The sequence below is a fragment of the Ohtaekwangia sp. genome, from assembly GCF_036568665.1.
Lineage (GTDB): Bacteria > Bacteroidota > Bacteroidia > Cytophagales > Cyclobacteriaceae > Ohtaekwangia.
This window is the reverse complement of sequence record NZ_DATCSD010000354.1, coordinates 1-25,209: the sequence shown is the minus strand read 5'-3', so window position 1 is coordinate 25,209 and position 25,209 is coordinate 1. Positions and strand designations below refer to the sequence as shown.

Sequence of the window (25,209 nt, the reverse complement as noted above, 5' to 3'; positions counted from 1 at the left end):
CACACAGGAGGGAGAGACGCGTGAACGTTTTTTTAACCTTAATGAATTGTTTGGATACCTTCCGGAAAAACCAAACCACGGATATTGACCTTGTATACAACGTTATGAATCTCATGAAACGAAAAGAAGAAAAAAGGATACGCCATACCCGCATACTGGAAGGAGTTGTTATGTTTCTGCTGGTAATGATGTTGATGACGTTGCTGGTGATCAGCCTGTAGTGGATAATGATCTGTACTGGATCGTTCGTCACAAGTATATATGTATAGAATGAGTGTGTTGATATGAGTATAAAAATTGCAGTAAGTGTTTTCTTATTAACTATAGCGACAGCGTTGCGTCCTGTATTGGGGCAGAGCATTCGCCTGACGGACCGTTGGGAATTTTATAAAGGCGATCTCGGTGGTATATGGGAAGCCATGCGGCCTGTAGGAGAAGGTGCGCCCGAGAGTGTGCCGCTGTGGGAGAAAGTACAACTGCCCCATTGCTTCAATGCTGCAGACGCTGTTGATCCGGATATAAACTATTATCAGGGACCCGGCTGGTATCGTACTGTATTATCTATTGGTAATCCGAATGAGAACGGTCGTACACTCTTGCACTTTGAAGGGGCTGCGCAGAAAACAGAAGTATATATCTATACTACAAAAGTTGGTTCGCATGTTGGCGGTTATGACGAATGGACAGTAGATATTACAGAAGCAGTAGAAGAATTTAAAAAGCTGGGAGTATATCAAAAACAATTTGGTGGAAAGATACCGGTTGCTATTCGCTGCGATAATTCGCGCGATTTGCAGATGATCCCATCCAATCTGTCGGACTTCAATGTATATGGGGGCATTACCCGCTATCTGAATCTGGTATATATACCGGCTCTTTCAGTTGAGCGGATTGCTGCTTCGCACCAGATCAATGAAAAAGGAACTGCTGTGCTGAAAATAAAAACACAGCTCTATAATCCCCACCATATTAGCAACGCTGATATAGAAGTACGCGTGAGCGACCCTTCGGGAAAAGTGGTGCGACAGTATAAATCTGCAGTGACGATAACGAACGATTCACTGCCTGCATGGACTGTTACACTGGAGAAACCGAAGTTGTGGTCGCCAGCACAACCCAACCTCTACACGGTGGAAGTTCGATTAGCTTCTGCCGCAGGTACGCATTTATACACTGAAAGGATCGGCCTGCGCAGTTTTGTCTTTGAAGATCACGGACCCTTTATACTTAACGGTAAGCGATTGCTTTTGCGCGGCACGCATCGCCATGAAGATCATGCCGGTGTTGGTGCTGCTATGACGGAGACGATGATCCGCCAGGAGATGATCATGATGAAAGAGATGGGCGTGAATTTTATTCGCCTCGGACATTATCAGCAGTCGCGCATTGTACTGAACCTGTGCGATAGTCTTGGCATTTTAGTGTGGGAAGAAATTCCGTGGTGTCGCGGAGGATTAGGGAATGATCTGTATAAGAATCAGGCGCGGGGTATGTTAACCAACATGATCACGCAGCACTATAATCACCCCTCGGTAATTATCTGGGGACTCGGCAATGAAAATGACTGGCCGGGAGATTTTCAGGAGTTTGATAAAGAAAAGATTCGTGCCTTTATGAAGGAGCTGAATGCTATAGCGCACGCGTTGGATCCTGCACGAAAAACTGCGATCCGCAGATGCGATTTCTGTAAAGACATAGTAGATGTATACTCACCTTCCATTTGGGCCGGCTGGTATAGAGGGCGCTATACCGAGTATAAAGATGTATCGCGAAAAGAATTTGAATCGGTAAAACACTTTCTGCATGTAGAGTGGGGTGGCGATAGTCATGCCGGCAGACATGCTGAAGAAACAGATGATATACCGGTAAAGATTACAACCGGAGCCGGTGCCGATGAACGTGCCGGTGATGCTTCGCTTCGTGGTGGCGCCCCGCGTGTTTCCAAAGATGGCGATTGGAGTGAGACCTATATTTGTAACCTGATCGATTGGCATTTGAAAGAACAGGAAACTATGCCGTGGCTTACAGGTACAGCGTACTGGCCGTTCAAAGATTTTTCTACACCGGTGCGACCCGATAACCCGGTGCCATATGTAAATCAGAAAGGTGTTGTTGAGCGCGACTTCACAAAGAAAGAATCGTACTATGTATTTCAATCATACTGGGCCGATAAACCGATGGTACATATATATGGACATACCTGGCCGGTGCGCTGGGGAAATGCGCAGGAACAGAAGATTGTAAAAGTATATTCCAACTGTGATGAAGCCGAGTTGTTTGTAAATGGCAAAAGCTATGGTATAAAGAAAAGAGACAGTCAGGATTTTCCGGCTGCAGGTTTACGATGGATGGTGCCTTTTGCGGAAGGCAATACTATACTGCATGTGAAAGCGCGAAAAGGTAAAGTAGTGGTAGAAGATGAAATAACACAGCAATATCAAACCGAGCGCTGGGCAAATCCTGCACGGTTAACCGTAGAGAAAGTCAGGGTAGATAAGAACATCGTAACTGTAGAAGTAAAACTTACGGACGATAAAAATATACTTTGTCTTGATGCGAGAAACTGGATATACTTTTCATTGGCAGGCGAGGGTAACCTGATCGATAACCAGGGAACTTCTTCCGGCTCGCGAAAAGTACAAGCCTGCAATGGCCGGGCTGTTATCAGCATAAAGGCCGGCACGGATAAAAATATACTCAGTGTGCAGTCGCCCGGTATACCAACCATTTTTCTGAATCTTGCAGATGCGAAGATAGGCCTTAATTAAGTTACAAGTTTCCACTCTGCAATGGGTGCTACTATAAAGTATATTTTCTTTTGCACTCAGTCAGGTGGGAACACCTGACTGCACGTAGTATATTTTCTTTTTCTTTATGTTGCGGTTGAAGTGACGTAGTGCTCTCCCTGCTACAGACGTACACCTGTCAATACGCAATATCATCATACTGATACCGGCATACCTATATATTTAAACCGTTGCGGGTGTAATTTTTATCCGATTAGTCCCTATAGGTTGTTCATCACCATCATCTGAACGATTTCTTCCTGTTTTTGAACAGTTTCTATACCCTTGAAACGGGCTGTTGTGTGCAAAATTTGGCTATGCGTCAAACGTTTGCGTGGTGTCACGCTGCTTTTGCGCAACCTATATATAGCAACGCCCTAAACCAACCCCATTATGAAAAAGAATGCACACTGTAATTGCCGGGTATACCTGTCAAGGTATATGCGGATTGTTTCCGGAGTAACAGTCATGGTAACACCGGTCGATAAATGATCAGCGAGTAAAAATATTCAAGCGTATGATGAGAACATTACCGCAGAATAGAAAACGGATCAGCACCGCAGGATGGTTCGCAATAGTACTGCTGCTGCTTGGCCACGCATCGTGGGCACAGCAGGTGAAAGGAAAAGTCTCTTCAACAGATGGTGAATCATTGCCGGGTGTGAGCATTCTGATAGAAGGCACCGCGCTGGGTACAACCTCTGATATAAATGGAGAGTATTCGATCTCGATCGACAAACCGGATGCTACACTTGTATTTTCATTTATAGGCTATAAAACACAACGCATAGCCGTGAGTGGAAAGAACACGATCGATATAGCACTGGAGCCTGATGTAGAAACACTCAGCGAAGTTGTAGTAGTCGGGTACGGTACACAGAAGAAAGTAAATATGACCGCAGCAGTGTCTACCATTGCAGGTAGTGATATTACCTCGCGGCAAGCGCCCAATACTATATCTTTACTGCAAGGGCGTACTCCCGGTTTGCAGATCACGCAGAACTCTGCTGCCCCCGGTGACGAGAGCAACCAGATACGCATTCGCGGACAAGGTACATTTAGTTCAGCAGGCAGTAATCCATTGGTGTTGATCGATGGTATAGAAGGCAGACTCGATCTGCTGAATCCGAATATGATCGAAGATATATCGGTGCTGAAAGATGCTGCCTCGGCTGCTATATATGGTTCGCGTGCAGCCAATGGCGTAATTCTGGTAACAACAAAAAAAGGAAAGGAGGGAAGGCTGAGTGTTGACTATAGCTATACCTACTCTTCACAGAATCCTTCTATCAAGATCGATCGTGTTACCAATTCCGTAGAGTATATGCAGCTGATGAATAAAGCGATCGATCACTCCGGAAGACAACCCCAGTGGCGCTATACCGATGATCAGATCGAAATGTATCGCCAGGGTGCTGTCAACAATCCTGCGCAATATCCCAGCGCAGACTGGACTTCGTATCTGATCAGAAGCGCTCCTATACATAAACATTTTCTCAGCGTAAACGGAGGCAAGGCAGGCACAACATTCAACGTGGGCTTTGGCTTGCTCGATGATACGGGGATGTTGCTGGCAACGGACTATAAACGGTATGATGCACAGGTAAATTTCAAAACCAATCTGGGCAGCCGCGTTACGTTTGGCAGTAATGTTTCGATGGCGCGAGGCAGGCGTCATGATACCGCTATCACTACCGGCACTACCGGGCCGCAGCTTATCGACTTTAATAGTTCGGAAGACCAGATGTTATCCGCATATGCAGCGCCACCTACCAGCACACCGTTACTGCCCGATGGCAGTGGCAGATATACCGCGTATGCGTTTCAGAATAAAGGTGGCAATAAAAATCCCATTGCCATTGCTACAGCAGGAGGCGGTAAAGATTTTGTGAACAGCTATATATTATTCAGCCCCTATATCAATGTGCAGGTTATTGATGGATTGACGGCCGAGGTAAAGGGCTCGGTTCGCTTTGAAGAAGAGATGAACAAAGCATTGGTTGTTTCTTCTGTTGGCTATGAATTTTTTCCGGATGCCAACGGTATATATAACCAGGGTGCTGTATGGAATGGTGGTGCCAACTCACTGGCACAGCGCAACACACGTTCCAATCAATATACTCTGTTTGGAACGCTGAACTATACCAAAACAATCTCCACTGTACATAACATACATGGGTTGTTGGGCTATCAGCAGGAGAGTTTTCGGTACGATCGCCTCGATGCGTATCGAACCAAACTCCCATCAACAGAATTGTGGGAACTTGTTGTAGCACCGGCTGCCAGCCAGACGAACGGAAGCGATGCGTATGAGTGGGCGATGCAATCTTTCTTTGGAAGAGCGAACTACGATTATGCCGGTAAATATTTACTCGAAGCGAGTTTCCGATACGATGCCTCTTCGCGTTTCCCGCCAAGCAACCGCTGGGCGTTGTTTCCATCGGTATCCGGAGGATGGCGTATAGCGGAAGAATCGTTTATGAAAAGTATACGCTGGCTGGATGAGTTGAAACTGCGCGGCTCTTGGGGACAACTCGGTAATCAGAACATTGGTAATTATCCTTACCAGAATATACTACAGATATCAACCACATCGGACGATGAAATGCTTGACTATAATTTTGCCGGTTCACTGGCGCAGGGAATCAGCAGACGTGCGATCAACAATCCGAATATAAAATGGGAGACGACAACCGTAGTTGATCTGGGACTCGACTTTGCATTGTTCAACGCCAAGTTAACAGGTTCGGTAGACTGGTACAGGAAAAAAACAAAAGATATACTTCGCGATCTGCAGGTGCCCGATCATATCGGTTTAAATGCACCAACGATCAATGATGGTATATTGGAAAACAGCGGATGGGAATTTATACTCGGTCATCGTAACCGGATCGGTCAGTTTACCTATGGTATTAGCGCTAACCTGGAAACGTATCGGAATAAACTTATCCGTTTTGGTGCGCGCGAGATCAGTGGTGTAAATATACGTCAGAATGGTCTTCCCTATAATACATACTATCTGCTGGTACAGGATGGTATATATCAGAATCAAAGCGAGATCGATAATGGTCCTACACCCTCCTATACCAGTATAGCACCGAAACCGGGTGATCTGAAATTCAAAGATATCAGCGGTCCGAATGGCGTGCCCGATGGCAAGGTTGATCTCACCTATGATCGCACAACGGTCAATGGCGTATTTCCGAAATTCAATTATGGAATGAATTTTACAGCAGGGTATAAATCATTTGACCTTAGCATTTTTATACAGGGAGTATATGGCCGAAGAACGTATGTAACCGGCTGGGGTGTATCGCCTTTTAACCAGGCATCGGCACCACCTGCCTGGTGGAAGACAAAAGCCTGGGATGGCGAAGGAACATCCAACGCTATTCCCAGTATATATGTAGACAGTGGCTATACACCCAACTCGCAAAATTCAACTTTCTGGCTGGGCAACTCTTCTTACCTGCGCATCAAGAATATTCAACTGGGCTATACATTGCCAACAGCATGGAGTCAGCGGATAAAGATGCAGAGCTTCCGGGTATATGCAGCTGTGGATAATCTGAAGACGTTTACCAAGTTCTTCCAGGGGCTTGATCCGGAGCGTGCAGCAACAACTTCGGCCCGCGCGGCTATCTATCCGCAGGCTACTATATATTCTTTTGGCGTGCGGGCAACCTTATAAAGAAATATACTATGAAAAATATATCTGTATATCTTTTGCTGGTCGCGGTATATATACTTTCGTCATGCAGTGATTTTCTGGATCGCGAACCGCTAACACAATTAAACTCCGATGATTTCTGGAAAACAGAACAGGATGCGCAGGCCGCTTTAACGGCTACATACTCAACTTATCGCACCAGTATATTTGGTTCGGTGCGAGGTGCCAACGGTGTGGCATTTGATATTGAGAGTCTTTCGGATAATGCCGTCATCACCTCCAGCTTTGCCGGCTACATGGGCATTGCACAAGGGGGCATCAATCCGAGCACGGGCGGAGCCATCAATCAGTTCTGGACAGACTGCTACAACGGTATTGCTAAGTGTAATTATTTCCTGGATAATATAGACCGGGTAAAAAGTGTTTTAACGGTAACCAACTATAACAAATACAAAGCCGAAGCGCTCTTTAACCGTTGCTATTTCTATAACGAACTGGTTCAGTTTTATGGAGCAGTGCCATTGGTGCTTGTAACACAGGATATAGACAGTGATTACAGGAGTACACCCCGCACAGCCAAAGCCGATGTAGTAGAACAGTTGTTGAATGATATAGATATAGCGATAGCGGGTTTGCCTAACGTTGCCTATACGGATGGCCACGCAGTGAGGGGAAGCGCCATTATGCTGAAGGTGCGTATACTCATGAATAACAACCGTTACGAGGAAGCGGCCGATGTTGCGTGGAGTTTGATTGGTGACGCGCAAAATCCATTTAAACTATATACAAACTATCCAGGACTCTTTTTTAAAGAGCAGGATAATAACCCGGAAATTATGTTTTCGGTAATATATACTGCTCCGGCCGATTATCATCAGCTCGATCAGTATGTGAGTAGTCGTATGTCGGTAGCACCTACGCCACAATTGCGCGATGCGTATGAAGTAAAGGATGCAGTAACCGGTGAGAAAGATCCTCGTTTGAAGATGACTATATTTCAACCGGGCGATCCGTGGATCAACAATACTAAAACGGGTACATTCTCCAATGACGGTCGCGTGTCTGAGAGTGCTATACCTTTTACCAACATGGCTTTTAAAAAATGGATCGATCCCACTCTTCGTACGGCCAACTCTTCTAACCTGAGCGACCAGGATATAGTAAAGATGCGCTATGCTGATCTGTTGCTGCTATATGCCGAAGCAATGTTTGAGAGCGGGCAAGGTGCAGACCCGCGTGCGCTGCAGGCGCTGAACGATGTGCGTGCACGCAAAGGTGTAGAGATGCCTCCTAAGACAGAATTGACACGTGATAACATACGAAACGAAAGACGTGTGGAGCTTGCTTACGAAGGACTGCGGTATAATGATCTTATCCGCTGGGAAATTGCTGAGCAGGTAATCCCGACCATTCAATATGCGCAGAACGGAAACAAGCGCAAGTTTGATGGCTACTTGTGGCCGGTGCCGCAATCGCAGATGGATATTATGCAGGGGGTGTGGCAGAACAACCCGCCCTGGCAATAATGATTGACAGAGCATACCCGTTGTCTGAACTTTTTTGCCAGAGCTTCGCGGAGGAAGCTCTGGTGTTTATTTTCATTTAACTATATATACTATATCTATACTATGTTTATACGAAACGCGGCTGCGGCCATATTGATAGTTCTATTGGTTGCTATAAAAACAGTGCAGGGGCAGGAGTGGAAAGTAACCTCTCCGGATGCAAAGATCGAAGTAACCATTTCAAATAAGTCAGGACGGCTGCAATATACTGTGCAGTACGGCAAACGGATTGCCCTGGAGGCATCGCCCCTGGGTATAGTGCGCGATGATCAGTCATTCTCCCGAAACCTCAAATTCATTTCAAAAAGAGAGAGCACGATCGATGAAGCCTATACTTTGCAGATCGGTAAAAAACTGAAAGCCCGCAATTATGCCAAAGAGCTTACGCTCATCTTTGAGAACGAAAACAAGGAGCAGGTATATATATTCTTCCGGGCTTATAACAATGGCATGGCTTACCGCTATCATTTTCCCCAACAGGAGAGTGTATTGCATAAAATTATAAAAGAAGAATCGGGCTTCGCTGTTCCGAAGGCAGCGCATGCCTGGATACAACCCTATGATCTGAATGTGCGAAAGAAACCATGTTATGAAGCCTTCTATGAAAATGGTATAGCTGCAGGGAGTGCTTCACCGAACCCGGCCGGCTGGGCATTCCCTGCATTATTTAATGTTAATGATCTGTGGATGCTGATCACCGAAGCAGCACTCGATGAACATTACGCGGGCACACACCTGGAAGACAAAGACAACCATGCTATATATACTATACGCTTTCCTGAAAAAGAAGAAGTAACAAGCGATGCTGATCCCGAGCCCGTTTCAACATTGCCGTGGTCTACACCGTGGCGTGTAGCCGTGATCGGTCCATCACTGGCAACTATACAGGAGGCTACACTTGTAACGGATCTGAATCCACCTTCCGTAATACAAGATGTATCGTGGATAAAACCCGGGCGGTCAAGCTGGAGTTGGTGGTCGGCCGGAGCCACAACAAAAGATTTCAACATACAGAAGGAGTATATAGATTTTACAGCTTCCATGCAGTGGGAGTATACACTCATTGATGCAGGCTGGCCGGAGATGAAAGGCGGCACGATGGAAGACCTCGTAAAGTATGCCAACACAAAACATGTAGGCGTGGTGCTATGGTATCATTCCGGTATGGGGCGCGAGAAAGATACTTTGAGCTATGCCAACCTGATGGCCTTTCCGGATGAAAGGAAAAAGGAATTTGAGAAGTTGCAGGCATGGGGCGTGAAAGGTATAAAAGTAGATTTCTTCGATAGTGATAAGCAGCCCGTCATGCAACGTTATATGGATATACTGCGCGATGCTGCTGCATATAAGATCATGGTAAATTTTCATGGCTCTACGTTGCCGCGTGGATGGGAGCGAACCTATCCGCACCTGATGTCGATGGAAGCTGTGAAAGGAGCCGAAGGTGCAGGGCGCCAGGAATTTTGTGATCGCGCACCGGTACATAATACGATACTTCCTTTTACGCGCAATGCTGTAGGGCCGATGGATTATACACCGGTAACTTTTACCAACAAGCGCGAAGCCAAACGCCAGACCACCTTTGGGCATGAACTGGCGCTTGCCATCGTATTTGAGTCGGGTATATTTCATTTTGCCGACAATATGAAATCATACGAGGCACTCCCGGATGAACCCAAGGAATTTTTACGCAAAGTTCCCACCACGTGGGACGAAACAAAGTATATAACCGGTATACCCGGTAAATATATCATAGTGGCGAGAAGAAAAGCCAATGCCTGGTATATAGGTGGCATCAACGGTCAGGCCGTTGCACAGGAGCTCACTTTCGATCTTCCCTTCATTAAAAAGGAAACAGTATTCGACTATATCACCGATGGAAAGGATTCCGCCACCTTCAAAACGGAGTCCCTCAAAACAAACGGAAAAGGTATAAAAATAACCCTACCACCCAGAGGCGGCTTTATATTCTATTAAACCTAAATATAGCGCTATATCATGACCTCTACTTACTCCTTACTTCTTACTCCTGTATTCAGCAGCTCTATAAAAGAAATGATATATGAAAACACAAAAGCTATATAACTACGTAACATTACTCTTCCTTTCGCTATTTATATCCAGCGCTATAGCACAAACACAACTCTCTGGCTGGCCCAAAGGCTCCGCTCCAGAAGAGATTGGTAAACGTGTTGCCGACCGATTTATAGCGACACCACACCCTAACTTTGGCAGACCTGCGCCACCGAAAGTGATTACCTACCCGGAAGTATGCGCGTGGTATGGTGCGCTCACTTTTGCGAAAGAAAGTAAAGATAAAAAACTGAAAGAGGCGCTGATCAAACGTTTCGAACCGTTGTTTACCACCGAAGCAGGCATGGTGCCGGTGCCAGATCATGTAGATTATAGTGTATTCGGCTCGATACCGTTAGAGCTATATATACAAACCAAAGAACAGAAATACCTCGGCCTCGGAAAGAGTATTGCCGATAAACAATGGGGGCCACCGGAGGGCCCGCGTGTGAAAGAAGAGTCGCACGTATTCTATCGTATGGGCTACACGTGGCAAACACGTTTGTGGATCGATGATATGTTTATGATCACCGCAGTACAGGCGCAGGCATTTCGTGCTACGGGCGATCGTAACTATATAGATCGTGCTGCCCGCGAAATGGTAATGTACCTTGATTCACTGCAACGCGATAATGGTTTGTTCTATCATGCACCCGATGTGCCTTTCTTCTGGGCACGCGGTAATGGCTGGATGGCAGCCGGCACTGCGGAGTTGCTCCGTTCATTGCCATTGGATAATGCTGACAGACCTCGGATTATGGAAGCCTATAAAAAGATGATGGCTACGTTGCTGCAATATCAAACAGCCGAGGGAATGTGGAGGCAGTTGATCGATGACGCTGCATCGTGGCCCGAAACATCTTCTACCGGTATGTTTACATTCGCCATGATCACCGGGGTGAAGAACGGATGGCTCGATAAAGCTATATATGGAGCGGCTGCACGCAAGGGATGGCTCGCACTGATATCCTATATAGATGCGAACGGTGACATTGGTGAAGTATGTGAGGGAACCAATAAGAAAAACGATCGCCAATATTATCTCGATCGAAAACGTATCACAGGTGATATGCATGGGCAAGCTCCTGTGCTATGGTGCGCCACCGCTTTGCTGCGCAAGTAAACTATACTATAACTGAAAAAATACGATGATATGAAGAAGCTTTTTTTGTTTGTTATTGTTATACTCCTGATGACTACCCGCTTATATAGCCAGGCTATAGATAAGGATGAAAAGATGAAGTGGTGGCGCGAAGCGCGCTTTGGTATGTTTATCCATTGGGGAGTATATGCTGTGCCCGCAGGTATGTATAAGGGGCACAAAGTAAATCGTATAGGAGAGTGGATTATGAATCGCGGCAAGATACCGGTGGCAGAGTATAAAACATTTGCCAGGCAATTCAACCCGGTTAAATACGATCCGGATGCCTGGGTTAAAATGGCGAAAGATGCCGGTATGAAATATATAGTGATCACCTCCAAACATCACGATGGCTTTGCGTTGTTCGATTCGAAAGTAACTACGTGGGATATAGTGGATGCCACACCCTATGGTAAAGATGTGATCAAGCCATTGGCAGAAGCGTGTCGCAGGCATGGTATAAAATTAGGACTATATTATTCGCATGCCCAGGACTGGGTAAATCCCGGGGGTGCTGCTGCCAGGAAGAAAACTACTGAAGGCTGGGCCAACCCGGATAGTACCATGATCGATGCCTATACCGAAGCACACTCCGGACATTGGGATCCCGCACAAACCACCAGAACGATGGAAGAGTATATTAATGATATAGCGGTGCCCCAGGTAAAAGAGATACTCACGAAGTATGGCGACATTGCTGTGTTGTGGTGGGATACACCTACAGGCATGACGACAGAGTTTGCTGAAAAATTTCAGGCACTGCTTCCGCTGCAGCCGCGCATGATTACCAACGACCGATTGAAACGTCCGGATTTTCCTGGTGATTTTAAAACACCTGAGCAACGTATACCGGATCTCAGCGAGCTGGATGGAAAAGATTGGGAAACCTGCATGACCATGAATGGTACCTGGGGATATAAAAGTTATGATGATAAATGGAAGACAACGGAAACGTTGATCCGCAATTTGCTTGACATTGCATCGAAGGGAGGTAATTACCTGCTCAACGTAGGACCAAAAGCTGATGGTGAATTTCCAACAGAAAGTATAGACCGGCTCAAAGCCATTGGCACCTGGATGAAAACCAACGGTGAGGCTATATACGGCACACAGGCATCACCGCTTGCCTCCTTACCCTGGGGCCGCTGCACACGAAAAGAACAGAACGGAAACACAACACTATATCTGTCAGTTTTTGATTGGCCTAAAGACGGAAAGCTCATCGTGCCGGCATTACCCAATGAAATTTACAGCGCACACTTATTAGCCGGTGGTAAAAAAGTAGAAGCCAGGAAGGAAAGCGACCAATGGATAATCGCATTACCACCAACAACCCCCGATCCTATAGCTACCGTAATAAAAGTAGAAGTAAAGGGAATTATAAAACGCTAGTAGCGAAATGAATGTTGATACGTTGGTGATTGATTGATTGCGCTCTTTGTCAGTGTCGCGCTGTTGTTGGTGCTCCTCACCAGTAACAGCGCGCAACGTACCAACGTATACACCTAAACACCCATACACGTAACCATTATCGCGTTTATTTCTTAAATTAAAGAAATATATTTCCCCGTGAAGCGATTCAGTAAATGGTTAATAGGAATTTCCATCAGTGCAATCACGTTGTTGTTTGTGTTGAATTTTTTAGTCACCTATTACAACAATACCATTATTGAAGAGAACAGGTTAATACACCAGGAAGCCGAAAGAATAAAAGTTACGGTTTCTCATTTTGCTATTGTTATTATTCATAACATCGATCTGGGGGTAAGAAGCTTTGCATTATTTCGGGAAGATAAATATCTCTACCCGTTAAAGATTGCTGTTCATAGTAAAGATTCACTGCTGGATGTTGCCGAGCAATCGTTAAAAAAGCAGGGGTATAATTTAGCAGAATTTAACCGGCTACGCGATTCCATCAATTCGTATGCAAATCTTAATTTATACCTGGTAGAACTTCTTCACCAGAATCAATTTGAAAAATTCAGGGAGCTTGCCAACCAGGATCGCGGCTATCATTTATACCTGCAATACGATGCGCTGGTAAAGAGCATTAATAAATTTGAAGACGACATAAAGGTCAATGCCAGGCAACGGTACAAAGAAGCCGAGCGCAATAATTACCTTATACAGGGAATTTTATTTTTTATCAGCGTGCCTACGTTGTTGATCACCGCGTATCATACCTATCAGAAATTCAAGTACGAAGTAGAATTACGGAAAATGGAAGTGGAGCGATCGGCACTGCTTACCACACACAATCAACGGCTGGAACAAGGTATACTGGAGCGCACAAAAGAAATAGAAGAGGCCAAAAATACATTGCAGCAGCAACACGATGAACTATTGCGCTCCAAGCGCGAGCAGCTAAATATATACTCCAAAAGTCTGCTGGAAAAATCAGATCTGATTATGCGGTTAAGTGACGAGATCGAGTTGATGAAAAAGACGAGCACAGGTCTGGACACAGAACGAATAACGAACTATGACAAGATCCTGAACACTACTATTCTCACAGAAGACGATTGGTCTAATTTCAAAAAAACATTTGAAGCTGTCTATCCGCTTTTCTTTACCAACCTCCGGTATCGCTTTCCCGAAATAACATCTTCCGAATTAAGATTGTCTGCATTAATAAAACTTAGTCTGTCCTTACGCGAAGCCGCCAGCGCCCTGGGTATCTCCGAGCAAAGCGTAAAAAAATCACGCAGCAGACTACGCAAGCGTTTTGAGTTGAGCGAGGATAATTCCCTGGAGAAATTTATTCGAAGCCTTTGAGGCGTTTTTGGTTATCCGCTAATCGTTAATAGTTAACCGTTAATAGTTAACCGTTAATAGTGAAACGTTCAGGTGACGCCACACCTAACTTCAACATCCGTTGATTGTGTTCCTCGTTCGATATTCGAATTCTGTTATTCGTTAATTGTTAATCGTTATTAGAGGAAGTATACTGCTTTAACATTCGATATACCTTGTTCGATATTCAATTTCTGTTAACCGCTAGTTGTTCAAGGTTTAGCGTTCTAATGCATTAAACGTAAACACCTGCCAACGTACTCACATAAACACGTATAACGCCTTACGGGGTATAGTGTATCACATTTTCCAAAACAAACATCCGTCTGGTTTTTCTGCATGTTCTATTTGTACATGAGAATGTTAAAAACCTGCTGATAGAAGTGCCTATACTCCTCGTTCTTTGCTCAAGTAAAACACACCTTCTTTGGGGCGATTCTACAGATCAGATTTTTAACTCATTGCAATCAATTTATTTATTCATGACGACTGTATTCTCAAAGTTTACGGGTATAGTATTTTGTGTATTGTTAGTTACCCGTGCATTGGCTCAGCCCGATGGCAAAGCGCTTTTTAATGGCGAGCAATCTCCCGGCCATGCGGAAGGTATAAAAAATAAAATACTAGATATAGTATATGCTCCTAAATCGGCAGCGCAAAAGCTGGACATATACTTTCCGAGTGAGGGCAATGGCCCTTTTCCGGTGATCATCTTTATTCACGGAGGCGGTTTTGAAATGGGGGATAAAAAAAGCTTTGAACTTCATCCGGCATTGCAGGGGTTGAAGCATGGCTATGCCGTTGTGAGCGTCAACTACAGACTTAGCGGTGAAGCTATATTTCCCGCGCAGATACAGGATGTGAAAGCTGCTATCCGTTTTCTGCGCGCCAATGCACGCACCTATAAACTCAACCCCGATAAGTTTGCCACATGGGGTGCATCTGCCGGTGGCAATTTATCAGCCATGGCCGGAACAACAGGCGATGTCGCCGAGTTTGATGATGCCAGTCTCGGAAATATACAGCAAAGCAGTAAGGTGCAGGCCGTGGTGGACTGGTTTGGTCCTATAGCATTCAATGAAATGGATCAGCAATTCAAAGCCAGAGGTAAAGGTCGCGCGGATCATAATAATGCAGCATCACCCGAATCTAAATTGCTGGGTAAAGCAATCACAGCAATTCCGGAGTTGGTGAAGCGTGCAAATCCTTCTACCTATATATCGAAAAATGATCCGCCATTTTTTATTGAACACGGCATGGAAGATCCTCTGGTTCCCACAGAGCAATCTGAAAATTTCTACACCGAACTGGTTAAAGTACTTGGCCACGACAAGGTAACACTGGTGCTGCTCAAAGATACCAGCCACGGAGGTAAACAGTTTAACAGCCAGGAGAACCTCGATAAGGTATATGCCTTTCTGGATAAAGCACTACAATAGAAGTATAGGGTAAATATGACTAATGTGTAAATGAACAGACTAACCAAATTAACCGACTATGAAGTAGCAAGAAAGAGTAAATGAACCGTGAAGAAAAAGACCACGAAAAGAGGAGTATATGATCTAACTAACCTATCGAATCATGAATCAAAACAAAAATTTGAAAAGACGAAAATTAGGAGAAGCATTCTTGTCGCTGGCAGTGATATGCCTGGTCTCCACCACTATATTTGTAGCCTGCCAGGATGATGATGCCACGGCCACCTCGGCAACAGTTACAGGCTTAACCTGTAGCTCGGCTACATTTTCAGCTGAAGCAACCAGTGGAGTGTCATACTCGGCAACAGCTTCTGTACCCTATAGCGGTGGCAACGGTGCTGCCTTTAGCGCAGGCTCTGCTATAGCTTCTACCGGAGTAACAGGTTTAACCGCTACACTGGAAGCCGGTACATTAAGCAGCGGCACCGGAGGTATAACCTATAGTATCAGTGGTACACCGAGTGCATCGGGCACAGCATCCTTTGCTATATCATTCGGTGGTCAATCCTGTTCATTATCTTTATCGGTAGCGAGCTCTTCCATTTCGGTAAGTGCTTTAACCTGCAGCTCTGCTACATTCTCTGCAGAAGCAACCAGCGGAAGTTCTTATTCCGGCACGGCTACTGTTCCCTATAGCGGTGGTAATGGCGTATCGTATGCAGCAGGTTCAGCTATAGCTTCTACAGGTGTAACCGGTTTGAGCGCTACATTGCAGGCAGGTACATTGGCGAGCGGATCAGGAAGCATCACCTATACTATATCTGGTACACCGGCATCATCCGGTACTGCTTCGTTTGCTATATCTTTCGGAGGACAGTCCTGTACATTGGCATTAACGGTAAGTGAAACAGTGGCCAGTACAAGCTGTGATTCAGAGAGTGGTGTTTCCAAAATTATATGTTTGGCAGAAGCATTCAAGGCAACGCTTTCATCTTCACAGGTATCAACCGTGCAGTTAGACTATACATTCTCCAATGCAAAAACATGGTCTAATTTACCGGCAGCATTATCGCCCCGTATAGGTATAAAACTGGGGAGCTTAAGTTCAACACAATTAGCAGCAGCAAAAGCCTTGATCGAAGAGATGACCGGTACGGTTACCAACGAAGGTTGGGATGAAGTAAAACAAGTATGGGCGGCTGATGATTACCTCAATGCCAATGGTGGTGGCAGCGACTATGGTTCCGGTAATTATTATCTCGCATTCCTCGGTACACCTTCTTTGTCCGGCACATTCGAGATATTGGAAACAGGACACCATAAGACGGTAGCCAACACCTATATCAACGGGGTGCTGGTTGGTGCTACACCACACTTCGAAGCGGTTGAGCCGGTATCCTTTACATCGGGCTCAACAACCTATGCACCTATCAGCCAGGAGCGCGATGCGTTTGTAACCTTGCTGGCAAGTTTGAGCAGCTCTCAGCTCAGTTCAGCAAAATCAAGTTCAACCTTTACAGACCTGGTATTGGTGCCGGGTAAAGAATGGCAGTTCCCTTCAACATCAACCGGTTTGCTATGTAGTGGATTAAGCTCCGATCAAAAGCAATTGTTGTTGAATGTGATTGCTACCTATACCAACGACATTGATGATAGCGATGCAGCGGCTTTCCTCTCGACCTATACATCCGAGCTGGATAACACCTATATACTCTATAGCGGTACAACAGCCATGACTACCAAGTATGATTACTTCCGTATAGATGGTCCGCATGTGTGGATCGAATTTATCGTGGCCGGTGGAATTGTGTTCCCTTCCGGAGTACATTTCCATTCTATATGGAGAGATCGCTCAACAGATTATGGCGGAACGAAAGGGTAATATGTATAATATAAAAACGGGATGGTGGCTTCTGTTTGTTCTGATCCTTGGATCAGGACGGGCAGGAGCCCATTCTTTACCGGACTGCAAAGCGCAATTAACGATCCATGCAGAGCAGGTGTTGATGCAGTTTAAAACTCCGCTGGAGATTTTAGAGCTCGCCTCTAAAATGCATATCGATCTGCGATCAGGGCAATCGGTTGATAGCCTGAAGCAATATCTCCTGAGTCATATTTCAGTTTCGGATTCGCTGCAGAGTAATTGGTCGATCACTGTTGGAAATATATATACCCAACAAACAAATGATGTGAGAGTAGGCGATTACCAGGAGATAGTTGCTGAAATATACCTCGTGCCAACCAACGTAAACAGTTTACGGAATTTTACATTTCACTGCGACTTGGTAATTCACCAGATACCCAATCAATCTATTATATTTTCGATAGAGCAAGACTGGCAAAATGGTGTTACAAAAGATGATGGCCGACAGATCGGAGTAATTGCTGTAGATATACCCACGGGAAAAATATGGCCGTTGAAAGTAAAACTGGAAGAAGGCAATTGGTTTAAGGGTTTTAAAGCCATGTTCGCTTTAGGTATGCAGCATATTAAAGAAGGTACCGATCACCTGTTGTTTATTATCACTTTACTCTTGCCCGCTTGCCTGCTGGCAGAAGATAAAAAATGGTCAGGCTATGCCGGCTTGAAATATAGTATAGTAAAGCTCTTGAAAATTGTTACGGCATTTACCATTGGTCATTCCATAGCATTGCTCATAGGTGTTTGGGGCTGGATATATATACCGCAGCAGTTTATTGAAGTAATGATAGCCGTATCGATACTGGTTTCGGCTGCTCATGCTGTGCGACCTGTATTTTATCATAAAGAGATTTTTATAGCCTTCGGCTTTGGCTTTATTCATGGCCTGGCTTTTTCGCAGACTTTACAGGAGTTAAATCTGAGTAATGTTGACCTTGCCTTGAGTGTGCTTGGTTTCAATGCAGGCATTGAAGTGATGCAGCTTTACATCATCGCGCTAATTATACCCTGGTTTATCATGCTGAGTCAGACAACGCAGTTTATATACTTTAAAAATACTTTTGCATGCCTGGTAGGCCTTGCTTCTGTCGGGTGGATCGTGCAGCGAATAACCGGCGCAGATAATTTTATCAGCACACGGGTTGATAAAGTATTTTTGTTTTCTCCCTGGCTAATGGCAGCGCTTGCGCTATTGGCTGCTGTGCTATATACCTTGCAAAAGATGTCGAAAAAATACATCTGACGTTTAATCTTCGGATCAGAGAAAAGTATCGCGTGAAGGTTGTTATCTTCTTTCCACTTCACAGAGCCTGTAAATTTCATCATACTTTACGCGGTACTGTTTTTCTTCGGGCGATAGCATAGTCTGTGAAGAACCAGTCATAGCCCCGTTTTTCAAAATGATTTTTACCGGCACATTAAATTAATTTGCCTCAACTCTTTGAGGCTGCGCTTCAGCATGTAGCTATATACCTGCAGGAAAGGCAATACAGCAAATTATCCCATCTATATATCCGATTGCTTTGCTATTCAATAAGTTGTTTGAACAAGCACGATGTTGTCAGAGAGGTAAATGTATATGTCTATAGAAGGAAAGCTTACATCTATTACCCCATCCTCGGGTGTTGAAACAAACTTACTTTATACAGTAATTTGTATTTTGTGCCTCTGCTATATTTTTCTGACAACCGGGTTATGTTAAAGGTAAAAAAAGGAGTGTTATGAAATTGAAGAATTATAATGGCTTGTATGAGCAGAATATTCCGTTTGCGTCACCATTCTATATATACTCGGAGTCTATCCGCGACCGGAGTGGTTTGTTTAATTGGAAAGTTGCACCACACCTGCATATAAATCTATACCAGGTATTCCTCATCGAAAGCGGATGGGTAAAAGTAGATACAACTTCGGGTATCCATGAACTGGAAGCACCTGCTGCCATTGTTATACCGCCCTGTGTTGTTCACGGGTTTGAGTTTGATCCCGGTGTAACGGGTCGCATCATTACGCTGTCTGATATTTTTGTAAACGAAATACTGAAGCATGTATCCAATATACAGCTGCGGTTAAAAGACATCAGCGTGATAACCGAGTTTCAGCAAGCGTCTGATTTTACAGAACTGGTTACACTTGCGCTCAGTATAGATGATGAAGCTTCCGATACACAGGTTGAAAGAGATTTCGCAGTAAGATCGTTAGTTGGTTTGTTGATCGTGAAATTATTCCGCTTGATGTCGGTACCGTATTTTAACCCGACACGCGGAAGTCTGTACAAAGACTACTATCGTGATTTTCAGGACAGCATGAAGAAGAATGGTGCGTTCTCCAGGAGTGTTGCCCAGTATGCATGCGAACTGAATATAACACCGGTACACCTTAATCGTGTGTGCCAGGCTGTGGCGGGTAAACCTGCTTCATGGCTCATACAGAAGCATGTAGTGCGCGAAGCTCAAAACCTGCTCCGCTATACTTCTCATTCTGTTTCGGAGATAGCCTATCAGCTTAACTTTTCTACGCCCGAATATTTTACACGTCTTTTCAAGAAACATACGGGCATGACACCGGTATCTTTCAGGAAGTAGTAATATATAGATATACCGTACCCGATATATTTACTTTAGAGTATATAAAAAAAGTCCTGGTAATTTATCAGGACTTTTTTTATTGGAAGGGGCTGTTATTTGCCTGATGCCTGGCGAGCCTTTTCAATCATTCCTGCCAGGTTATCGGCTGCTTGCTGGTCTGTCAGGCGCGGATCATAGCCGATACTTTCAAAGCGTATGATACCTTCGCCATCAATCACGTACTTGGTTGGCACTCCGATCAAACCATATTTTTTATAGGTTACATTTTGAGCGCCATCTTCGCCTTTTTCATCGAGTATAACCTTAAAGGTATATTTCTTTTCTTCCAGTAGTTTGGTGATACGTGCTTCTGCGTTTTCTGATTTCTCGCGTGTATCAATAAAGAGGAATACTACATTCGGGTCATTCTTATATTTATCAACCGTCAGTTGAAAAGCCGGGAACGATTGGAGGCAGGGAACACACCAGGTAGCCCAGAAATCAATCACCACAATTTTTCCTTTATAATCAGAGAGTGATACAGTATTGCCATGCATATCTTTTAGCTGGAAGGAAGGTGCCGGTTTGTTTGTAGCACTGTCTCCTTCTGTTCGAATGTAAGTTGTATTAATGCCTGCCTGCGAAGTGATGCCAGCGCACAACATGGCACCTGCGAGTAAAAGAATAAGTCTGCTTTTCATGAATAGAGTATTAATTTGGGTTTCAATTTTATTTGTTGGGATCATTACCGGTACATGCTCAGAAGGTTTCACGTTGGCGGAATATTTTTTTTTGAGCAAGTATATATGCGATGATCCATAGCTTTTACGTCCTGCAAAAAAATCAAAAGTATAATAGTGTGCAGATAAATGTGATGATGTAAAAGTAACTTTATTGGTTTCAGATACAGGCCAATCTATAGTATACTACTATAATAGAATAATCGTTACTGTCGGAATTGTTCAAGGTCGAAGATAGCAGGTTTAGACAAACCGGGTCGGTGTTCTGCGACTGTTTACGCAGCTCTTATACCTGTGTCGTTAAAGATTATTCTGATTTTTAATCCGACATATGGAAGATTTCACTTTTTTTGAAACCTGTAACGTTTATTGCTGGTAACGGAGTAATATTCTGATTTCTGAAACTTTGCCGATGGATACTGCAAATTCACATCTCGCTGTTGTTCAGCCTTTGCTGGATTACTTTGATACACTTTTACCTCTCAACAAAGAGGAGCGGGAACTGGTTATAACAAAGTTTCATCCTCACCTGTATAGAAAGCGACAGTATGCTCTGCAGCATGGCGATGTTTGCCAGCATTTTCATTTTGTCGTGCGCGGCTGTTTACGTCTCTATAAAGTAGACCATGAAGGAGCGGTGCATGTTTTGCAGTTCGCCACAGAGAATTACTGGATCATAGACCTCACCAGTTTTCATCGTACAAAACCATCGGTACTAAATATAGATGCGCTGGAAGATACAGTAGTATTGCGTATTGCCTATAAAGATCTGATCGACCTGTATGTAAACGCACCCAAGTTCGATCGTATTTTTCGTGTGCTCATGGAAAATCATTTCATGCAGCAACAAGAGCGTATAGCACAATTGTTTAGTTCTACCGCAGAGGAACGTTATCAATCTTTTCTGGAAGACTATCCGCATCTGCTCAATCGTATTTCACAAGTACAGATCGCTTCCTATCTCGGAGTAACACCGGAATTTCTGAGTCGCGTGAGAAGCAGACGAAGCAAGGGGAGTAAAGAAAACCCTTAATCCAGATCAATACTTTTTCTTAAACTCGGTCATTGGTGCTGCGTGTGAAGTTGTAGTTGTTTTGAAGTATAAATCATTCAACAAGCAACAACTAAACTTTACAAATTATGACAACGAACAAATCAAAAATTGCTGTCATTGGCCTGGGAAATATAGGCAAGATAGTAGCCGCTAACCTGATTAAGAGCAATCGTCCGGTAATTGTAGCCAGCAGAAAACCGGATGATGCAAAATCATTCGCGAAAGAGTCAGGCGCACTGGCAACTCCACTGGAAGTATCAACAGCGATCAAGGAAGCAGACATTGTAGTGATGGCCGTATGGTTTGATACAATAAAAGAACTGGTGGGTAAATATACTTCTGAGCTGAAGGGCAAGATCATTATCGATCCGTCAAATCCCATTGCTCCGGATGGCAACGGTGGTTTTAAAAAGATCATTGGCGAAAAAGAATCGGCTGGTAAAATTATAGCCCAATTACTTTCCGGAAATGCAAAGCTGGTAAAAGCTTTCGGCTCATTAGCCGCAGCATCATTATCGGGTCAGGCCTATACTAAACCGGAGAAGGTCTTGTTTTACACAACCGATGATGCATCGCTGAAAAACAAAGTAGAAGAACTGATCAAAGACAGTGGCTTTGAACCGCTATATGCAGGCGGGGTTGATCAATCTATCCGCATAGAAGTATTTGGCGACTTGCATGAGTATGGAGCACTCGGCAAAGTAGTAACACTGGCCGAGGCAAAGGCGAAAATTTAATGTATATATACTTTCATACGCACAGGCTGCCTTAACGGGTGGCCTGTTGTTTTATATCACTTGTGATAACATGCAAGCCAAAATAATATGTGCTGTAAAGAAATATTTGCTATCTTATTCCTGCTTTGTGCCTGGTCTGCCTTACTACCCTTGAGCCGCGGAGAAACACCGGTATATTATGGAGGTTAATGAACGAGGATAGCAGGAGGCAGCATTGTTTGAATGAAATTTTGCCCTGCTTCCAGTTGATAACTTCATTACCGTGATTAACTACATCTCCCTGCTAAAGTCCAATCCGCAATACTTCCGGCAATTCACGTGCAGGGAGTTACTCTTTCTCAGCTACGATTGCCCGGTAAAACAAACCAAGCTCGCCAAGTGGTCGGAGTATAATTACTTCTACTATGTATTGTCAGGACAGAAGGCATTGCATACACCGCGTAAATCGTGGTTGCTTACTGCCGGTACATTGTCGCTTGTAAAGCGCGGTGCCTGTTTGGTAGAGCAGTTCTTTGGTGAACCGTTTTGTATTGTAGTATTTGTGCTGCCCGATTCTTTTATCTCGCGCTTTGTAGTAAGCAATAAAGAACAGCTTCCGGTAATAAATGCTTCTTCTGTAAAAGACGACCTCGTTCTTCCGGTAAAGACTAACGACATGCTGCATAAGTTTTATGAATCTATACTTCCGTACTTTACAGCAAACACGCCACCTTCTGAAAAACTGATCGAGCTAAAATTTACCGAGCTGCTGATCCACATCGTAAACAACCCGGAGAATGTTGAGTTGATTACCTATATGCAGGAAGTAGCAGCACAAAAGAGTGTAATGCTCGAGCATGTAATGGAAGCTAATTTTCCTTACAACCTCACGTTGGGTGAATACGCCACACTGTGCAACAGAAGTCTGTCTTCTTTCAAGCGCGACTTTCAAACTATATATAAAACAACTCCGGGTCGCTGGCTGCTGAAGAAACGACTCGAGCGAGCTGAGCAACTGTTAACGGCTACCGGTAAACCATTGCCCGATGTTATGCTGGAGAGTGGTTTCGAGAATCAGGCACATTTCAGCAAAGCGTTTAAAGCATACTTCGGTTGCTCGCCCGCCAATTACAAGCGAACGCTTCTTCATGATGTTGCCTGAACTTCTGAACAAAAAAGTTGACCTTTTAGGCAAAGGGTGTTAACCTATATATACCAATCTTTGAATCGATAAAATACTAATCGATATGAAAAAAATCCCCCTCATTCTTTGTATCATTTTGCTGCTATACCATTACCCCGGTATAGCATGGGCAGAAGACCACTCCGGAAAATTACTCACGGACTGGATAAATGTTCACTTGAAACTGGTTCGCTCAACCAAAGGTGTTGGGCACGTGGCGTATTCCCGGCATTTTGTTTACTCGGCCGTTGCGTTCTATGAATCGTCTATTGCAGGTAGTAAAGTATACCATTCACTTACGGGGCTGGTATCAGACCTGTCGCTGAAGAAACTTCCTTCAGATGCTATAGTTCCTGCAGCAGCAGCCAACGAAGCGTATGCAGCCATGTTGGTATATTTCTATGGCAGGAATCTGAACCATGCTATAATAGATTCTACGCTGGCAGCAAACCAGGTATTGCTGGAGCGATCCGGAATTACAAAAGATGCGTTGCTGGCTTCCGGTACTTTTGGTAAACGAATAGCAGAAGAAGTTATAGCATGGGCCGAAATGGATAACTCCGATAAAGCCAATGCTGCCTATACACCTCCTGCAGAAATAGCCTGGTGGCAACCTACACCGCCAGCTTTCGCTAAAGCAGCGTTGCCTTACTGGCAGGCAAACAGACCGATGGTAGCGGGTAGTACAACCGATGTTGTGCGAACAGCACCTCCTGCATTTTCAACGGACCCGGCATCGGTATATTTTGGTATGGTAAAGGAAGTGTTTGATGTATCGCAGACATTAACCAATGAGCAAAGAAATATAGCGTTGTTCTGGGATGATTCACCGAATGGTAAATTTCTTACTGTGCCCGGGCATTGGTCTTCTATACTGGCGCAGGTGGTTGCATCCAATAATATTCCGCTGCAGAAAGGTGCAGCTGCGTATGCATGTATGCATTTGTCACTCTATGATGCTACTATTGCTGCATGGAAGGGTAAATATACCTATGGCGTAGTTCGGCCGGTAACGAATATACAGCGACTAATAAAGAAAGAATGGATGCCGCTGATTGAAACACCGCCTCACCCGGAATATCCTGCTGCACATGCTACGTTGTCATCGGCAGCAGCAACAGGATTAACCGTTGTATTAGGTGATCGCGTTGCCTTTACCGATCAAACGTATTCATACCTGGGCATGGCTCCACGGAAATTTACCTCTTTTACAGATGCTGCCCGTGAGGCCGGTATATCCCGGCTATATGGAGGTATACATTACCGTTTCTCTATTGAACAGGGATTGCTCATTGGCAAAGAAGTGGCAGACAATGTAGCAAAGGCCGTAAAGCTCTCGAAGTAAATTTAGCATCATATTATATTGAAGGCCTGCTATATCTGAGTATAGCGGGTCTTTTTAATATATACTATATCTTGCTAGTGCGAAGGCAGCGACAGGACGGGTATAAATGCAGCAGTACTGTTTTTCACGGAAGGATCTGCATCTTTCAGAATGGTGTTCAGTTTTTCCTTTAATGCATTAGCACGTTCTGTGTCGTGTAGCTGTTGAGCAGCCTGCCATTCACCTTTTAGGGAGTGAATA

The 25,209-nt window shown here is 44.5% G+C and carries 16 protein-coding genes; 15 read left to right on the top strand and 1 reads right to left on the bottom strand.

Annotation, left to right across the window (positions count from 1 at the left end):
• The first annotated feature begins 284 nt into the window (after positions 1-284).
• The 11 genes from VIN08_RS20270 to VIN08_RS20220 all read left to right on the top strand — a co-directional run bounded on the left by VIN08_RS20270 (position 285) and on the right by VIN08_RS20220 (position 19,949).
• A complete protein-coding gene (locus tag VIN08_RS20270; protein ID WP_331968929.1) occupies positions 285-2,768 on the top strand; it encodes a glycoside hydrolase family 2 TIM barrel-domain containing protein in 2,484 nt (827 codons plus the stop codon).
• Between the two features lie 535 nt (positions 2,769-3,303).
• Complete coding sequence (locus VIN08_RS20265; protein ID WP_331968926.1) at positions 3,304-6,477, top strand: TonB-dependent receptor; 3,174 nt, start codon at positions 3,304-3,306, stop codon at positions 6,475-6,477.
• Positions 6,478-6,488: 11 nt separating this feature from the next.
• Positions 6,489-7,982, top strand: a complete 1,494-nt coding sequence (locus tag VIN08_RS20260) for a RagB/SusD family nutrient uptake outer membrane protein (protein ID WP_331968924.1) — start codon at positions 6,489-6,491, stop codon at positions 7,980-7,982.
• A 102-nt stretch (positions 7,983-8,084) separates the two neighbouring features.
• Complete coding sequence (locus VIN08_RS20255) at positions 8,085-9,998, top strand: glycoside hydrolase family 97 protein (protein WP_331968921.1); 1,914 nt, start codon at positions 8,085-8,087, stop codon at positions 9,996-9,998.
• Positions 9,999-10,083: 85 nt separating this feature from the next.
• Positions 10,084-11,217: a glycoside hydrolase family 88/105 protein gene (locus VIN08_RS20250; protein WP_331968918.1), complete on the top strand. Its 1,134-nt coding sequence runs from the start codon at positions 10,084-10,086 to the stop codon at positions 11,215-11,217.
• 30 nt (positions 11,218-11,247) lie between these two features.
• Entirely contained in the window at positions 11,248-12,627 is a 1,380-nt protein-coding gene (locus VIN08_RS20245) for an alpha-L-fucosidase (protein WP_331968915.1), read from the top strand.
• Positions 12,628-12,804: 177 nt separating this feature from the next.
• Entirely contained in the window at positions 12,805-14,010 is a 1,206-nt protein-coding gene (locus VIN08_RS20240) for a hypothetical protein (protein ID WP_331968913.1), read from the top strand.
• Positions 14,011-14,510: 500 nt separating this feature from the next.
• Positions 14,511-15,467 carry an alpha/beta hydrolase gene (locus VIN08_RS20235; RefSeq protein ID WP_331968911.1) on the top strand — a complete coding sequence of 319 codons (957 nt, stop codon included), beginning with the start codon at positions 14,511-14,513 and terminating at the stop codon, positions 15,465-15,467.
• Between the two features lie 142 nt (positions 15,468-15,609).
• Positions 15,610-17,328 (top strand): DUF3500 domain-containing protein, encoded by a 1,719-nt coding sequence (locus VIN08_RS20230; RefSeq protein ID WP_331968908.1) that lies wholly within the window; start codon positions 15,610-15,612, stop codon positions 17,326-17,328.
• On the top strand, positions 17,309-18,610 hold the full coding sequence (locus VIN08_RS20225; RefSeq protein WP_331968906.1) for a HupE/UreJ family protein: 1,302 nt from the start codon (positions 17,309-17,311) through the stop codon (positions 18,608-18,610). Before VIN08_RS20230 ends, VIN08_RS20225 begins: the two co-directional genes overlap by 20 nt.
• Positions 18,611-19,088: 478 nt before the next feature.
• Positions 19,089-19,949, top strand: coding sequence for a helix-turn-helix domain-containing protein (locus tag VIN08_RS20220; RefSeq protein ID WP_331968903.1), 861 nt, complete (start codon positions 19,089-19,091; stop codon positions 19,947-19,949).
• 95 nt (positions 19,950-20,044) lie between these two features.
• Here VIN08_RS20220 and VIN08_RS20215 read toward each other — a convergent pair whose 3' ends face one another.
• Positions 20,045-20,632, bottom strand: coding sequence for a TlpA family protein disulfide reductase (locus VIN08_RS20215; RefSeq protein WP_331968901.1), 588 nt, complete (start codon positions 20,630-20,632; stop codon positions 20,045-20,047).
• A 451-nt stretch (positions 20,633-21,083) separates the two neighbouring features.
• Here VIN08_RS20215 and VIN08_RS20210 point away from each other — a divergent pair, with 451 nt between their 5' ends.
• The 4 genes from VIN08_RS20210 (at position 21,084) to VIN08_RS20195 (ending at position 24,969) form a co-directional block, all read left to right on the top strand.
• Positions 21,084-21,704 (top strand): Crp/Fnr family transcriptional regulator, encoded by a 621-nt coding sequence (locus VIN08_RS20210; protein ID WP_331968899.1) that lies wholly within the window; start codon positions 21,084-21,086, stop codon positions 21,702-21,704.
• A 107-nt stretch (positions 21,705-21,811) separates the two neighbouring features.
• A complete protein-coding gene (locus VIN08_RS20205; RefSeq protein ID WP_331968896.1) occupies positions 21,812-22,462 on the top strand; it encodes an NADPH-dependent F420 reductase in 651 nt (216 codons plus the stop codon).
• 262 nt (positions 22,463-22,724) lie between these two features.
• Positions 22,725-23,603 (top strand): AraC family transcriptional regulator, encoded by an 879-nt coding sequence (locus tag VIN08_RS20200; RefSeq protein WP_331968894.1) that lies wholly within the window; start codon positions 22,725-22,727, stop codon positions 23,601-23,603.
• Positions 23,604-23,688: 85 nt separating this feature from the next.
• A complete protein-coding gene (locus VIN08_RS20195) occupies positions 23,689-24,969 on the top strand; it encodes a vanadium-dependent haloperoxidase (RefSeq protein ID WP_331968892.1) in 1,281 nt (426 codons plus the stop codon).
• The last annotated feature ends 240 nt before the right edge of the window (positions 24,970-25,209 follow it).

Coding starts and splice junctions, on each gene's coding strand:
- VIN08_RS20270 (WP_331968929.1), top strand. CDS start 285: ATGAGTATAAAAATTGCAGTAAGTGTTTTCTTATTAACTATAGCGACA.
- VIN08_RS20265 (WP_331968926.1), top strand. CDS start 3,304: ATGATGAGAACATTACCGCAGAATAGAAAACGGATCAGCACCGCAGGA.
- VIN08_RS20260 (WP_331968924.1), top strand. CDS start 6,489: ATGAAAAATATATCTGTATATCTTTTGCTGGTCGCGGTATATATACTT.
- VIN08_RS20255 (WP_331968921.1), top strand. CDS start 8,085: ATGTTTATACGAAACGCGGCTGCGGCCATATTGATAGTTCTATTGGTT.
- VIN08_RS20250 (WP_331968918.1), top strand. CDS start 10,084: ATGAAAACACAAAAGCTATATAACTACGTAACATTACTCTTCCTTTCG.
- VIN08_RS20245 (WP_331968915.1), top strand. CDS start 11,248: ATGAAGAAGCTTTTTTTGTTTGTTATTGTTATACTCCTGATGACTACC.
- VIN08_RS20235 (WP_331968911.1), top strand. CDS start 14,511: ATGACGACTGTATTCTCAAAGTTTACGGGTATAGTATTTTGTGTATTG.
- VIN08_RS20230 (WP_331968908.1), top strand. CDS start 15,610: ATGAATCAAAACAAAAATTTGAAAAGACGAAAATTAGGAGAAGCATTC.
- VIN08_RS20225 (WP_331968906.1), top strand. CDS start 17,309: ATGGCGGAACGAAAGGGTAATATGTATAATATAAAAACGGGATGGTGG.
- VIN08_RS20220 (WP_331968903.1), top strand. CDS start 19,089: ATGAAATTGAAGAATTATAATGGCTTGTATGAGCAGAATATTCCGTTT.
- VIN08_RS20215 (WP_331968901.1), bottom strand. CDS start 20,632: ATGAAAAGCAGACTTATTCTTTTACTCGCAGGTGCCATGTTGTGCGCT.
- VIN08_RS20210 (WP_331968899.1), top strand. CDS start 21,084: ATGGATACTGCAAATTCACATCTCGCTGTTGTTCAGCCTTTGCTGGAT.
- VIN08_RS20205 (WP_331968896.1), top strand. CDS start 21,812: ATGACAACGAACAAATCAAAAATTGCTGTCATTGGCCTGGGAAATATA.
- VIN08_RS20195 (WP_331968892.1), top strand. CDS start 23,689: ATGAAAAAAATCCCCCTCATTCTTTGTATCATTTTGCTGCTATACCAT.